General features: G+C 62.5%; 9 protein-coding genes. 7 read left to right on the top strand and 2 right to left on the bottom strand.

Annotation, left to right across the window (positions count from 1 at the left end; translation table 11 throughout):
• Window positions 1-9 precede the first annotated feature (9 nt).
• The 6 genes from GVK32_RS17650 to GVK32_RS17625 all read left to right on the top strand — a co-directional run bounded on the left by GVK32_RS17650 (window position 10) and on the right by GVK32_RS17625 (window position 11,110).
• Window positions 10-1,266 (top strand): CmpA/NrtA family ABC transporter substrate-binding protein, encoded by a 1,257-nt coding sequence (locus GVK32_RS17650; protein ID WP_159871222.1) that lies wholly within the window; start codon window positions 10-12, stop codon window positions 1,264-1,266.
• Between the two features lies 1 nt (window position 1,267).
• Entirely contained in the window at window positions 1,268-2,161 is an 894-nt protein-coding gene (gene ntrB / locus GVK32_RS17645; RefSeq protein ID WP_159871219.1) for a nitrate ABC transporter permease, read from the top strand.
• 8 nt (window positions 2,162-2,169) lie between these two features.
• Window positions 2,170-2,958 (top strand): ABC transporter ATP-binding protein, encoded by a 789-nt coding sequence (locus tag GVK32_RS17640; protein WP_041146090.1) that lies wholly within the window; start codon window positions 2,170-2,172, stop codon window positions 2,956-2,958.
• A 9-nt stretch (window positions 2,959-2,967) separates the two neighbouring features.
• Window positions 2,968-7,029 carry a nitrite reductase large subunit NirB gene (gene nirB / locus GVK32_RS17635; protein WP_159871216.1) on the top strand — a complete coding sequence of 1,354 codons (4,062 nt, stop codon included), beginning with the start codon at window positions 2,968-2,970 and terminating at the stop codon, window positions 7,027-7,029.
• Window positions 7,029-9,629 carry a nitrate reductase gene (locus GVK32_RS17630; protein WP_159871213.1) on the top strand — a complete coding sequence of 867 codons (2,601 nt, stop codon included), beginning with the start codon at window positions 7,029-7,031 and terminating at the stop codon, window positions 9,627-9,629. The genes nirB and GVK32_RS17630 overlap by 1 nt, the downstream gene beginning before the upstream one ends.
• A gap of 104 nt (window positions 9,630-9,733) precedes the next feature.
• Window positions 9,734-11,110 (top strand): YchO/YchP family invasin, encoded by a 1,377-nt coding sequence (locus GVK32_RS17625; RefSeq protein ID WP_159871210.1) that lies wholly within the window; start codon window positions 9,734-9,736, stop codon window positions 11,108-11,110.
• Here the strand turns inward: GVK32_RS17625 and narL are convergent.
• Together narL and narX are read right to left on the bottom strand one after the other, a co-directional pair.
• Complete coding sequence (gene narL / locus GVK32_RS17620; RefSeq protein WP_041146087.1) at window positions 11,107-11,757, bottom strand: two-component system response regulator NarL; 651 nt, start codon at window positions 11,755-11,757, stop codon at window positions 11,107-11,109. The genes GVK32_RS17625 and narL overlap by 4 nt on opposite strands.
• 9 nt (window positions 11,758-11,766) lie before the next feature.
• Complete coding sequence (gene narX / locus GVK32_RS17615; protein WP_159871207.1) at window positions 11,767-13,545, bottom strand: nitrate/nitrite two-component system sensor histidine kinase NarX; 1,779 nt, start codon at window positions 13,543-13,545, stop codon at window positions 11,767-11,769.
• Between the two features lie 311 nt (window positions 13,546-13,856).
• Between narX and GVK32_RS17610 the strand changes: the two genes are divergently transcribed.
• On the top strand, window positions 13,857-15,248 hold the full coding sequence (locus GVK32_RS17610; protein WP_132514035.1) for a NarK family nitrate/nitrite MFS transporter: 1,392 nt from the start codon (window positions 13,857-13,859) through the stop codon (window positions 15,246-15,248).
• Window positions 15,249-15,379: the final 131 nt, after the last annotated feature.

The raw sequence follows: 15,379 nt of genomic DNA, 5'->3' as shown, positions 1-15,379 counted from the left end.
GGAGCGGGTATGGGCAATAAGATTTCGATGACACGGCGGCGTTTTCTACAGGCAGGGGCCGCGCTTGGCGGCGCGATGCTGCTGCCTGGGCTGATGCAGTCAGCGTGGGCGGCAGGCTCCGATAAGCCGGAGCAAACCACCGTGCGGGTGGGTTTTATTCCGCTAACCGACTGCGCGCCTTTGGCGATCGCGTCGCTGAAAGGCTTTGATAAAAAATACGGCATTACCCTTGTGCCGACCAAAGAGGCCAGCTGGGCGGCGGTGCGCGACAAGCTGATCTCCGGCGAACTGGATGCGGCGCATATCCTCTACGGCCTGCTGTACGGCCTCGAGCTGGGTATTGCCAGCAAACCGCAGTCCATGGCCAACCTGATGACCCTCAACCGCAACGGACAGGCCATCACCCTGTCACGGGACCTGCAGGACAAAGGCGCGACCGATCTACCCGGCCTGAAGCGGCTGATTGGTCAGAGCGCGCCGGGTAGCTACACCTTTGCTCATACCTTTCCTACCGGCACCCACGCGATGTGGCTCTATTACTGGCTGGCCAGCGGCGGCATCAATCCGTTTGACGATGTGCGCACCGTCGTCGTGCCGCCGCCGCAGATGGTGATGAACATGCGGATCGGCAACATGGTGGGCTTCTGCGTCGGCGAGCCGTGGAACGCGCGGGCCATCAACGATCGCATCGGTTTTACCGCCGCCACCTCTCAGGAGATCTGGCCGGATCATCCGGAAAAAATTCTCGGCACCCGCAGCGAGTGGGTGGAGCGTAATCCGAATACCGCCCGGGCGCTGGTCGCGGCGGTGATGGAGGCCTCGCGCTGGATAGAGGCTTCGCCAGAGAACACCCGCGAGACGGCGCGCATCCTGGCGAAACGCGCGTGGCTGAATACCAAAGAACAGTACCTCACCGGGCGGATGCTGGGTGAATACGACAACGGACTGGGGCGCAGCTGGCGGGACGCGCACCCGATTCGTTTCTACGATCGCGGCGAAGTTAGCTTCCCGTGGCTGTCGGATGGCATGTGGTTCATGACCCAGTTCCGACGCTGGGGGCTGCTGAAAGCGGCGCCGGATTATCAGGCGGTGGCGCAGCGTATTAACCGAATTGACGTGTGGAAAGAGGCGGCGCAGGCCGTTGGCGGCATCAGCGCGCCGGGTCAGGTGATGCGCAGCAGCACATTGATGGACGGAACGGTCTGGACGGGGGCCGATCCTGAAGGCTACGCCCGCGGCTTTGCGATTCAACGTATGGGGGCATGAGATGAAACACGCGCAAAAAAAGAGTACCCAACCCGCAGTAGCTCGCGCTGAAAAAGCGCCGGGTGAAGTCATTATCCTGCCGCCGGTGCAGGTCCGTCGCCCAACTCCTGCCGTCACGCGCTGGCTGCGCGAAGGCGTCCAGCGGGTGCTGCCGCCGCTGCTGGGGCTGGGGCTGCTCCTGTTCTGCTGGCAGATGGCGGCGATTAACGGCAAAGGCTTCCCGACGCCGCTCAGCACGCTTGATTCGGCGCTGACGCTGTTTGCCGACCCGTTTTATCAGGACGGCCCTAACGACATGGGTATCGGCTGGAACGTGCTGGCATCGCTGCAGCGCGTGGCGGTGGGCTTCGGCCTCGCGGCGCTGGTTGGCATTCCGCTGGGCTTCCTGATTGGCCGTTCGCTGTTCTTCGCCCGCATGTTTAATCCGCTGATCGCGCTGCTGCGTCCGGTCAGTCCGCTGGCCTGGCTGCCAATCGGCCTGCTGCTGTTCCAGAAAGCGGAGCCCGCGTCGAGCTGGACCATCTTTATCTGCTCCATCTGGCCGATGGTGATCAACACCGCCGAAGGCGTCCGGCGTATCCCGCAGGACTACCTGAACGTGGCGCGCGTTTTGCAGCTTTCCGAATGGACGGTGATGCGCCGCATTCTCTTCCCGGCGGTGCTGCCCGCCGTGCTGACCGGGGTGCGCCTGTCGATAGGTATCGCCTGGCTGGTGATTGTCGCCGCTGAAATGCTCACCGGCGGTCTGGGGATTGGGTTCTGGATCTGGAACGAATGGAACAACCTCAACGTAGAAAACATCATTATTGCCATCGTCATTATCGGCGTCGTCGGCCTGCTGCTTGAGCAGGGCCTCATGCTTATCGCCCGCCGCTTCAGCTGGCAGGAAAAATAGGAGTCGCTATGAAACCATTAATTCAGGTACAGGCCGTCAGCCAGCGTTTCAATACCGCCAGCGGCGAGTTTTTGGCTCTGCAAAACGTCTCCTTCGATATCTACGAAGGGGAAACCGTCAGCCTGATCGGCCACTCCGGCTGCGGCAAATCGACGCTGCTGAATCTGATTGCCGGGATTACGCTGCCGACGGAAGGAGGCCTGCTGTGCGATAACCGAGAAATCGCCGGGCCGGGGCCGGAGCGGGCGGTGGTGTTTCAAAACCACTCCCTGCTGCCGTGGCTGACCTGCTTTGACAACGTCGCGCTGGCGGTGGATCGGGTCTTTCGCCGCACCATGAGCAAGGCCGAGCGCCGGGAGTGGATTGAGCACAACCTCGACCGGGTGCAGATGGGCCATGCGCTGCACAAGCGCCCGGGGGAAATCTCCGGGGGAATGAAGCAGCGCGTGGGGATCGCCAGGGCGCTGGCGATGAAGCCAAAGGTGCTGCTGCTGGATGAACCCTTCGGCGCGCTCGACGCCCTGACCCGCGCCCATCTGCAGGACGCGGTCATGCAAATTCAGCAGGCGCTGAACACCACCATCGTGATGATTACCCACGACGTTGATGAGGCGGTGCTGCTGTCGGACCGGGTGATGATGATGACCAACGGCCCGGCGGCGACGGTCGGTGAAATCCTCGATATCAATCTCCCCCGGCCGCGCAATCGCGTGCAGCTGGCGGACGATAGCCGCTATCACCACCTGCGCCAGCAGATCCTGCACTTCCTCTACGAAAAACAGCCGAAAGCGGCGTAGGGGGCGGTGATGAAGCGGCAACTGGTGATTATCGGCAACGGGATGGCGGCCACCCGCTTAGCCCAAACGCTGGCGGCTCGGGGGGACGGCGCGTTTCACATCACGATTATCGGGGATGAACCTTGCCAGGCCTATAACCGCATCCAGCTGTCGCCGGTGCTGGGGGGCGAAAAAACGCTGGCCCAGACGCTGCTGCTGCCCGCGCAGTGGTATCAGCAGCACGACGTGACGGTAAGGACCGGGGAGACGGTTGAGGCCGTCGACGTGCAGGCGCAAACCCTGCGCACCACCCGGGGCGAACTGCGCTGGGATGAGCTGATTTTCGCCACCGGCTCGCAGGCGACGATCCCGCCGCTGGCGGGCGCCGGGCTGCCGCACGTTTACGCCTTTCGCACGTTTGCCGACGTCGAGGCCATTCTGGCGCTTGGCGGTCCGGCGGTGGTGATTGGCGGCGGCGTGCTGGGTGTCGAGGCCGCCGCCGCGCTGCGCCGTTCCGGCGATGAGGTCACTTTACTGCACCGCGGCGAGTGGCTGATGGAGCAGCAAACCGATGCGTTCGCCGGCCAGCAGCTGCAGAGCCAGCTGGAGGCGCGGGGAATTGGCTGCGTGATGGCCTGCCGTATCGCGGCCATTCGCGAGCGTGACGTGGTGCTGGAGGATGGCAGAACCTTCGCCGCCAGCCGCGTGGTGCTGGCAACCGGCGTACGTCCCAATATTGAGCTGGCGCAGCGCAGCGGCCTTGAGTGCCGACGGGGAATTGTCGTCGATCGCCAGATGGCGACCGCGCTGCCGGGCGTCAGCGCGATTGGCGAATGCTGCGAAATTGACGGCCGCACCTGGGGGCTGGTAGCACCTTGCCTGCGCCAGGCCGAAGTGCTGGCCGCAAGGCTGTGCGCGACGCCGGGAGCCGATTTTAGCTGGCAGGACAGCGGTACCCGCCTGAAGGTGACCGGTATTGAGCTGTTCAGCGCCGGAGAGCTGGTTGCCGGCGAACGGGATGAGCAGTGGACCAGCTGGGATCCGCTGGCCCAACACTACCGCCGACTGCTGCTGCGAGACGGCAAGCTGCGCGGCGTTTTATTGCTCGGCGACTGCGCGAACGCGGCGCCGCTGACGGCACAGCTGGGAACCAGCGCGCCGCCGGAATGGCTTTTTGATCCTTCTTCAACGCAGCTGCGCGCTGCAGGACAAATCACTATGACAAAACCTGTTTTGGTGCTGATCGGACACGGCATGGTCGGCCACCACTTTCTTGAGCAATGCGTCAGCCGTAACCTGCATCAACAGTATCGTATCGTGGTGTTCTGCGAAGAGCGCTACGCCGCTTATGACCGGGTGCATCTGTCGGAATATTTCGCCGGCCGCAGCGCGGAATCGCTGTCGCTGGTGGAGGGCGACTTCTTTACCGACAACGGGATTGAGCTGCGCCTCAGCGAACCGGTTGCCGCCATTGACCGTGAGGCGCGGGTGGTTCGCGATGCTCACGGCCATGAAACTCACTGGGACAAGCTGGTGCTGGCAACCGGCTCTTACCCCTTCGTTCCGCCGATGCCGGGCCACGATCTTGACGGCTGCTTCGTCTACCGTACGCTGGACGATCTTGACCGGATTGCCGCCAGCGCCAGCGGGGCGAAGCGCGGGGTGGTGATTGGCGGTGGCCTGCTGGGGCTGGAGGCCGCCAATGCGCTCAAGCAGCTGGGGCTGGAAACCCACGTGGTGGAGTTTGCGCCGAACCTGATGGCGGTGCAGCTGGACGGCCCGGGAGCGGCGATGCTGCGGGAGAAAATTAGCGATATTGGCGTCGGCGTGCATACCAGCAAGGCGACCCAGGGCATCGTGCGCGATGCCGAGGGGCTGACGCTTAATTTTGCCGACGGCGGCTCGCTCAGCACCGATATGGTGGTGTTCTCCGCCGGTATCCGCCCGCAGGATGCGCTGGCGCGCAGCAGCGGGCTGGCGGTGGGTGAGCGGGGCGGTATCTGCATCGACGATCGCTGCGGCACCTCCGACCCGGACGTGCTGGCCATCGGCGAGTGCGCCCTGTGGGAGAATAAAACTTACGGTCTGGTGGCCCCGGGCTACCAGATGGCGAGAACGGCGGCGGCGGATCTGGCCGGAGAAGAGGCGCGCTTCGGCGGGGCGGATATGAGCACCAAGCTCAAGCTGCTGGGGATCGACGTCGCCTCCTTCGGCGACGCTCAGGGGCGTACGCCCGGTAGCCAGAGCTATCAGTGGACCCATGGACCGGAGCAGATCTATAAAAAAATCGTCGTCAGCCAGGATGGCAAAAAGCTGCTTGGCGGCGTGCTGGTGGGCGACGCCAGCGATTACGCCACCCTGCTGCAGATGATGCTCAACGACATGGCGCTGCCGTCGCGCCCGGAAAGCCTGATCCTGCCAGCCCTTGAGGGCAGCGCGCCGAAGGCGCTCGGCGTGGCGGCGCTGCCGGACAGCGCGCAAATCTGCTCCTGCCACAACGTCAGTAAAGGCGATATTTGCCAGGCGGTCAGCGGCGGCGCGGGCGATATGGCGGCGATCAAAAGCTGTACCAAAGCCGCGACCGGCTGCGGCGGCTGCAGCGCGCTGGTCAAGCAGGTCATGGAGTATCAGCTTTCGGCCCAGGGCGTCGAGGTCAAAAAGGACATCTGCGAGCACTTCCCGTGGTCGCGGCAGGAGATTTATCACCTCGTGCGCGTCAACCACATCCGCACCTTTGAACAGCTGATTGCCCGCTACGGCCAGGGGCACGGCTGCGAAATTTGTAAGCCGCTGGTGGCCTCGGTGCTTGCCTCCTGCTGGAACGAATATCTGCTGAAGCCGGCACATTTGCCGCTGCAGGATACTAACGACCGCTACTTCGCCAATATTCAGAAGGACGGCACCTACTCGGTGGTTCCGCGCATGGCGGCCGGCGAGGTGACGCCGGACGGCCTGATTGCTATCGGGCAGATTGCCAAACGCTACCAGCTGTACAGCAAAATTACCGGCGGCCAGCGGATCGACCTCTTTGGCGCCCGTCTGGAAGAGCTGCCGGCCATCTGGCGCGAGCTGGCTGATGCCGGGTTTGAAACCGGCCACGCCTACGGTAAATCCTTGCGCACGGTGAAGTCCTGCGTCGGCTCCACCTGGTGCCGCTACGGCGTGCAGGATTCGACCGGCCTGGCGGTGACCCTCGAACATCGCTACAAGGGCCTGCGCGCGCCGCATAAGATCAAAATGGCGGTCTCCGGCTGCACGCGTGAATGCGCCGAGGCGCAGGGCAAAGATATCGGGGTGATCGCCACCGAGAAGGGCTGGAATCTTTACGTCTGCGGCAACGGCGGCATGAAGCCGCGCCATGCGGACCTGTTTGCCAGCGATATTGACGATGCGACGCTGATCCGCACCGTCGACCGCCTGCTGATGTTCTATATCCGCACCGCCGATCGCCTGCAGCGAACCAGCACCTGGCTGGACAACCTTGAGGGCGGTATCGACTATCTGCGCGAGGTGATCCTCGAGGACAGCCTCGGGATCGGTGAAGAGCTGGAGCAGGAGATGGCGCGGGTGGTGGACAGCTACCAGTGTGAGTGGCAAACCACCCTTAACGATCCGCAGCGCCTGTCGCTGTTCCGCTCCTATGTCAACAGCGAGCAGCCGGACGATGCGGTGCAGCGCCAGCCGCTCCGCGGCCAGCCGCAGCCTGTGGCGGTACCCGTGCTGCATGAAGGCGCACCTTCGGCCCGTCCGTGGCAGGCGATTTGCGATCTCGAGGCGATCCCCGCCGAGGCCGGGATCGGCGCGCGGCTCGGCGAGCGGCAGATAGCGCTGTTCCGCTTTGGCGAGCAGATTTACGCGCTCGATAATCTCGAGCCCGGCAGCGACGCCAACGTGCTGTCGCGCGGGATCCTCGGCGACGCCGGAGGAGAGCCGATCGTCATCTCCCCGCTCTATAAACAGCGCATTCGCCTGCGCGACGGCCGCGCCTGCGACGGCGGCGAGCAGGCGGTACGCGCCTGGCCGGTAAAAGTGGAGAACGGCAAAGTGTGGGTGGGCAACCAGGTTCTGCTGGTGCGCGCGGAGGCTTCCTGATGGCGGAGACTCGAACGACTTGTCCCTACTGCGGAGTGGGCTGCGGCGTGCTGGCTGAGGTCGATGCCGCGGGTCAGGTCAGCGTGCGGGGCGATGCCGGGCATCCGGCCAACCTCGGACGCCTGTGCGTAAAGGGCGCGGCGCTCGGGGAGACCACCGCCCTCGCCGGGCGGCTGCTGACGCCAGAGCTGGATGATAAGCCCGTCGGCTGGTCGCAGGCGCTGGCCGCCGCGGGTTCGCGGCTGCGGGAGATCGTCGACCGCTACGGGCCGCAGGCGGTGGCGTTCTATGCCTCCGGCCAGCTGCTGACCGAGGACTACTACGCCGCCAACAAGCTGATGAAGGGCTTTATCGGCGCGGCCAATATCGATACCAACTCGCGGCTGTGTATGTCCTCGGCGGTGACGGGCTACAAGCGAGCCTTTGGCGCTGACGTGGTGCCGTGCAGCTATGAAGACGTTGAGAACAGCGATCTGGTGGTGCTGGTGGGCTCAAATGCCGCCTGGGCGCATCCGGTGCTTTATCAACGCCTGGTGCAGGCGAAGCGCGACAATCCGCAGCTGCGGGTGGTGGTTATCGATCCCCGGCGCACCGCGACCTGCGATATTGCCGATGTGCACCTGGCGCTGGCGCCCGGCAGCGACGGCGGCCTGTTCGTCGGCCTGCTGAACGCCATTGCCGGTGCCGGACCGCTGGCCGGCGATTTTCGCGACCAGCAGCAGGCGCTGGCGGCAGCGCAGATGTGGGACGTGGCTACCGTCGCCGAATTTTGCGACCTTGAGCCGCAGCAGGTGGCCGATTTTTATCGCGACTTTATCGCCGCGCCGCGCGCCGTCACCCTCTACACCATGGGGATTAACCAGTCGGCCAGCGGCAGCGATAAGTGCAATGCCATCATTAACGTTCACCTGGCGAGCGGTAAATATGGCCGCCCGGGATGCGGACCGTTTTCGTTGACCGGACAGCCAAATGCGATGGGCGGTCGTGAAGTGGGCGGGCTGGCAACCATGCTGGCGGCGCATATGAACTTCGAACCGCAGGATTTACATCGCCTCTCGCGCTTCTGGGGTACCGAACGATTGGCGCAGACGCCGGGGCTGACGGCGGTGGATCTGTTTGCTGCCATCGGGCGCGGCGAGGTGAAGGCGGTATGGATAATGGGCACCAACCCGGTGGTTTCGCTGCCGGATAGCCACGCGGTGAGTCAGGCGCTGGCCGCCTGCCCGCTGGTTATCGTCTCCGACGTTGCCGCTGACACCGATACCGGCCGCTTTGCCCATATTCGTTTTCCGGCGCTGGCGTGGGGTGAAAAGAACGGCACCGTCACCAATTCGGAACGCCGTATCTCCCGCCAGCGCAGCTTTCTGCCGCCGCCGGGCGAGGCGCGGGCTGACTGGTGGATAATCGCCCGCGTCGCGGCCGAGCTGGGCTATAGCGAGGCCTTTGCCTGGCAGCACGCGCACGACGTCTTCAGCGAACACGCCGCGCTGTCAGGGTTCGAGAATGACGGCCAGCGGGCGTTTGATATCGGCGGGCTGGCCAGCCTTAGCCGCGAGGAGTGGGACAACCTGGCGCCGGTATGCTGGCCGGTCAGCCGCAGCACCGCCGCGCTGAACCTGCACCGGGGCTGGCACCGCGATGGCAAGCTGCGCATGGTGCCGGTGACGCCGCAGGGCACCCGTGCCGAAACCGACGCTTTCTATCCGCTGATCCTCAACAGCGGGCGCATCCGCGATCAGTGGCACACCATGACCCGCACCGGAACCGTGCCGCGTCTGATGCAGCATATTGCCGAACCGGTGGTGGAGGTGGCTGCGGCTGATGCCCGCCGCTGGCAGCTGCGGGACGGCGAGCTGGCGCGGATCTGGTCGCGCAACGGCGTCATGGTCGCCAAAGTGCTTATCAGCGACGGGCAGCGCCGCGGCTCGCTGTTTGTACCGATGCACTGGAATAATCAGTTTGCCCGCCAGGGGCGGGTGAATAATCTGCTGGCGGCGGTGACCGACCCGCACTCCGGCCAGCCGGAGAGCAAGCAGGTGGCGGTGGCGATTGCCGCCTGGCTTCCGGCGTGGCACGGCGAGCTGTTCTGCCGTCAGCCGGTTCCGCTGCCGGAATGGCTCCACTGGCGCCGGCGAGCGGCGGTGGGGGTTACGCATCTCTCGCTGGCGGGGGATAAAAGCCCGCGCGCCTGGCTTACCGACTGGTGCCTGCGCCAGGGCTGGCAGGTCCAGATTGCCCAGGCCGGCGCGCTGTGGAATCTGTTGGCGTGGCACGAGGGTGCCCTGATGCTGGGCTGGTGGAGCGATGCCCGCGAACCCGTCGTGGAGAGCGAATGGGTTGTCGCCGCCTTTAGCTCGCCGCCGCCGACGGCCGAGCTTCGCCACGCGCTGCTAAGCGGCAGAAAAGGGGGCGACGTCGCGCCGCGTGGGCGGATCATCTGCAGCTGCTTTAGCGTCGGCGAACGGGCGATCGGCGAGGCTATCGCCGGGGGCTGCCGCACGCCGGCCGAGCTGGGGGAGAAGCTAAAATGCGGCACCAACTGCGGCTCGTGTATCCCGGAACTGAAAGCGCTGTTAACGGAAGATAAGGCCCGGGCGTAAGATTCAGCATATTCCTGAAATTGGTCAAAGGGCTGCGGGCGATGGCAAAAAACGGTAAACTTAGGTTCTGTTGCCACCCTTCGCGAGCTGACGTCATCCGTTTCATGCCCTGGTCATTCCGCCTTACGCCACTTCTCCCCGTACTCCTGCTGCTGGCCGGCGCACCGGTTCGTGCCCTGCAGGGAAGCAATGCTTTCAGCGAGAAACAGACGGCGCTGCCCGATCTCGGCATCGCTCCCCAGCTTGATCAGGATGCGCAGCATTTTGCCGAAATGGCGAAGAAATTCGGCGAAGCCAGCATGAGCGATAATGGCCTTACAACCGGCGAGCAGGCGCGGATGTTTGCGATCGGCAGGATTGGCTCCGAGGTTAGCCAGCAGCTGGAGAGCTGGCTATCGCCGTGGGGCAACGCCAACGTCGATTTGCTGGTGGATAAGGAGGGGCGCTTTACCGGCAGCAAGGGCAGCTGGTTTGTGCCGCTGCAGGATAACGGCGACTTCCTCACCTGGAACCAGTATTCGGTGACCCAGCGCGATAGCGGCCTGGTGGGTAATATCGGCCTGGGGCAGCGCTGGCGGGTTGGAACATGGCTGCTGGGCTATAACTCCTTCTACGATAAGGTGCTGGATGAGCGCCTGGCGCGCGGCAGCATCGGGGCCGAGGCGTGGGGAGAGTCGGTGCGCCTGTCGGCTAATTACTACCACCCGGTGGGGAGCTGGCAGCAGGGCGACAGCCTGACCCAGGAGCAGCGGATGGCAAGCGGCTACGACGTCACGGCCCAGGCGCGGCTGCCGTTTTATCAGCATATTAATACCAGCGTCAGCGTCGAGCAGTATTTCGGCGACAGCGTTGACCTGTTCCATTCCGGGACCGGCTACCATAACCCGGTGGCGGTATCGGTGGGGCTCAACTACACCCCGGTTCCGCTGGTCACGGTGACGGCAAAGCATAAGCAGGGCGAAAGCGGACTCAGTCAGAACAACGTCGGGCTGAATCTGAACTATCGCTTCGGCGTGCCGTTAAAACAGCAGCTGGCGGCCGACGAGGTGGCGATCAGCCGCTCCCTGCGCGGCAGCCGCTACGACAGCCCGGAGCGCGATAATCTGCCGGTGGTCGAGTATCGTCAGCGTAAATCGCTGTCGGCCTATCTGGCGACGCCGCCGTGGGATCTGCAGTCGGGGGAAACGGTGCCGCTTAAGCTGCAGATTCGTAGCCTGCATGGAATTAAGTCGCTGAAGTGGCAAGGGGATACGCAGCTGCTGAGTTTGACGTCGCCGGTAGATGCCAATAGCCCTGACGGCTGGAGTGTGATTTTGCCGGCCTGGAGCGGTGAACCCGGCGCGACCAACCTGTGGCATCTGTCGGTGGTGGTAGAAGATAAAACAGGTCAGCGCGTCTCTTCCAATGAGATCGCACTGGCGCTGACCGAGCCGCTGGTAAAATTCTCGGCCCAGGGCGTGTCCTGGCGAGAACTGCCCTAGAAAACGCGCTCCTGGTGTACCCAAACCGCGGCTTCGACGCGCGATTTCAGCTTCATTTTCTTCAGCATATGCTTAACGTGTACTTTCACGGTGCTTTCGGTTATCTCCAGACGGCGCGCGATCATTTTGTTCGGCAGGCCCTGGGCGATAAGCTTGAGGATATCGCGCTCGCGCGGGGTCAGTTGGCTGATATCGCGGTCCGAGGTGGCGCGGTTGGCGCGCAGACTGGCCGCCAGCACCGGCGTTAACGCCTCGCTCAGCACCATCTCACCGGCAGCCGCCTGCTGCAGGGCCTTAAGCAGATCTTCCGGCTCCATGTCCTTGAGCAGGTAGCCGTCGGCGCCGCGTTTTAAGGCGGTGACCACGTCTTCTTCATGGTTGGAGACGCTGAATACCACCACCCGACCAGAGAGTGATTTCTCGCGCAGCTTATCGAGGGTTTCCAGGCCGTTCATGCCCGGCATGTTGAGATCCAGCAGGATCAGGTCTGGATCCAGCGACTCCGCCAGCGCAATACCTTGTTCGCCGTTGCTGGCTTCGCCGATCACCTGAATGTCGGATGCCATGCTAACCAGCTGTTTAACGCCGGTGCGCAGCATCGGGTGATCGTCAATGAGAAGGATGGTTGCCCGTTCCTGTTGACTCATGGGGTTCTCCTATTGGATTGAAAACGATTTTTCCGGGATAAAAGTGACGACCACTTCGGTACCGCCCGTCTCGCGACGGCGTACCTGGCAGTCTCCGCGCAAGCTCTGGGCGCGATCCCGCATAATAATTAAACCGTAATGGTTACTCCGTTCGGCATGGTCTGGTACGCCGCGGCCATTATCCGCGACCACCAGCCTGACCTGATTATCCCGCAGCGACACGGTTACGGTGACCTCCGTCGCTTTGGCGTGTTTCAACGCATTACTGAGCGCCTCGCGGGCGATTTGCAGCACATGGATCGCCTGGTGCGAGGGGACGAAACGCGGCGGCAGCTGGTAGTCCAGCCTGACCGTAAAGCCGAAGTGGGCGCTATATTCCAGGCAACTGGCTTCCAGCGCCGGACGCAGTCCCGGTTCGATTAACTGTAGCCGGAAGGTGGTCAGCAGCTCGCGCAGCTGTGCCCAGGAGGTATTCAGCTCATTACGAATCTGGCCCAGCAGCCGGCGACTCTCTTGCGGTAAATGTTCTCCCTGCATCTGCAGACAGCTGACCTGCATCTTCATGCAGGAGAGCGACTGGGCAATCGAGTCATGCAGTTCGCGAGCGATAGTGGCGCGCTCCTCCATGACGATCAGCTGCTGCTGATGCTCCTGATGCCTGTCCAGCGCCAGCGTCGAGGTCAGCTGCTCGACCAGGGTATCCACCAGCTGCTGCTGATCGTGGCTCAGATGGCGGCCCACCGGCAGGGTGGCCAGCAGAATGCCGTACTGGTTATGGGCATCAGACAGCCGCCACTTCAGCGTTGCCCCGCCGTCGGGCAGCGGCGGCAGATCTCGCGGACATAAATAACAGCCTTTATCATCGCAGTGAAAATCTGAATGACAGGCGAATTCCTGATGGTTGTCTTCATCTTCGAAGTCATAGACCCTGACTTCAATATCGCGCAGCAGCGTCAGCCCCTGCAGGCCGTTGAGCACCGGCGAGATTCGCTCGCAGAGCGGGGCGCTGGAGTGCAGGCGGCGGTTGGCCTGCCACAAAAAAGCGAGGATTTCGTTTTTCTGCTCCAGACCGGCGGTTTTTTCCTGCACCCGCCGCTCGAGCACGGAATAGCTTTCCGCCAGCTCTTCCGACATGTTATTCAGCGCCATCCCGAGGGTGGCCATTTCATCGCGTCCGCGGATGTGCACGCGCTGGGTAAAGTCGCGATGGCTGATCGCGCGGGCCATCTCCAGCAGCTGTTTCCACGGGCGTAGCAGCCGCGCCCGCAGCCAGACGATGGTGAACAGAAACAGCAGCGCCATGCCGCAGCCTAAGATCCGCTGGATCCAGACAACGTGCCTGATGCGCTGTTCGGTCGTATGGTCAAAGGCGGTGACCAGATGGTCTATCCGGTCGACAAAGCTGGCGACATCGGTGGCGACGGTCGCCTGATTTTGCGCATGCCGCATCCCCGGCGCCAGCTCCTGCTGCCAGTAGTGCTGTAGCGCTTTCAGCTGGTTTTGCTGGCCGTCCCGCAGGGCGGCGTTCTGCAGCTCTTCGCTAAATACGGTGGCGGTCATCTCGTCGATAAGCTTGCCGTCGCTCTCGTTGAGCGGCACCGCGGCCAGCAGGCGATAGCTCTGCATTCTCAGCGAGCCTGCTTTATTAATTGCGTGTGCGCTTCCCTGGACGCCCTGCACCAGCCGCGCGGAGATGCCGATCCCCGTGACGCCAATGGCCGTCGAAAGCAGGACAATCAGCGCCAGTTGATTCACCAGCGTGAGCGGGGTAAAAAGACGTTTTAACATAGAATGCGTGGCTCCTGACCGGCAAACCATCCGGGAGTGGGACCTATTCTCAGATATCCGATGGAGTATACCCATACCTATAAAGGATTACCCCTTAATTGTCGGTGGTAGGTAGCCCGCCAGGAGGGGATCGGTGAAAGCGGGCAGCCTCGTGAAAAACCACACTTTTTTAGGCGAAAATAACTACTCCCTTCGAGTGATGATTTTTTTTTAAGCAAATCGGTGACAACTTTTCCTTTGATTTATATCAACTTACTGCCGCCTGTAATCCCTAATGTATCTGCGGGATATATGAATAATCAGAGGTATATATGAGTCAATCTTCCCTCCCGGAGAAGACTACCACTTCAGTCATCACCGACTGGCGTCCGGAAGATCCTGAGTTTTGGCAGCAGCGCGGTCACCGCGTCGCCAGCCGCAACCTGTGGATCTCCGTGCCGTGTCTTTTGCTGGCGTTTTGCGTTTGGATGCTGTTCAGTGCCGTGGCCGTTAACCTGAATAAGGTTGGCTTTCAGTTTACGACCGATCAGTTATTTATGCTGACCGCGCTGCCGGCGCTGTCTGGCGCGCTGCTGCGCGTGCCTTATGCGTTCATGGTACCGCTGTTCGGCGGCCGCCGTTGGACGGCATTCAGTACCGGGATCATGATAGTGCCTTGCGTCTGGCTGGGCTTCGCGGTGCAGGATACCTCTACGCCGTTCAGCGTCTTCGTTATCATCTCCCTGCTGTGCGGTTTTGCCGGGGCAAACTTTGCTTCCAGCATGGCGAATATCAGCTTCTTCTTCCCGAAACAGAAGCAGGGCGGCGCGCTGGGTATTAACGGCGGTCTTGGCAACATGGGCGTCAGCGTCATGCAGCTGGTTGCACCGCTGGTGGTTTCTCTGTCTATTTTCGCCGTCTTCGGCGGGACCGGCAGCGAGCAGCCGGATGGCTCAATTCTGTATCTCGAAAACGCGGCCTGGATTTGGGTTCCGTTCCTTGTCGTCCTGACTCTGGCGGCATGGTTCTTTATGAACGACCTGTCGGCATCGAAAGCTTCACTCAGGGAGCAGCTGCCGGTGCTCAAGCGTGCGCATCTGTGGATCATGGCGCTGCTATATCTGGCCACCTTCGGCTCGTTTATCGGCTTCTCCGCCGGTTTTGCGATGCTGGCCAAAACCCAGTTCCCGGACGTGCAGATCCTGCACTATGCCTTCTTCGGGCCGTTTATTGGCGCCCTGGCGCGCTCTACCGGCGGGGCTATCTCCGACCGTTTGGGCGGGACCCGCGTTACGTTGATTAACTTCGTGGTGATGGCCATCTTCTGCGGCCTGCTGTTCCTGACGCTGCCAACGCACGGTGAAGGCGGTAACTTTATCGCGTTCTTCGGCGTGTTCATGGTGCTGTTCCTGACCGCCGGGCTGGGTAGCGCGTCTACCTTCCAGATGATTTCGGTTATTTTCCGTAAAATGACCACCGATCGGGTGAAGGCACAGGGCGGTAGCGAAGCGCAGGCGATGCGTGAAGCGGCGACTGATACCGCGGCGGCGCTGGGCTTTATCTCAGCGATCGGCGCGATTGGCGGCTTCTTCATTCCGAAGGCGTTCGGTATCTCTCTGGACCTGACCGGCTCTCCGGCAGGGGCGATGAAGGTCTTCCTCGTGTTCTATATCGCCTGCGTAGTCATTACCTGGCTGGTTTACGGACGTAAGCAGAAGTCCTAAGCGACGAGGTTTACCGGCATAAGGCGCAACCTGATTTGCGCCTTTTTTTTACCCTGCAAATAGTGACAGCATGCTGTCGTGCGGCGGCGCTCCGGCAAGGTGCATCGGTTCAGCAAAATAATCCCCTGTCT

The sequence above is a fragment of the Klebsiella sp. 18074 genome, from assembly GCF_902705905.1.
Lineage (GTDB): Bacteria > Pseudomonadota > Gammaproteobacteria > Enterobacterales > Enterobacteriaceae > Klebsiella > Klebsiella terrigena.
This window is presented reverse-complemented; position numbering and strand designations above follow the sequence as displayed.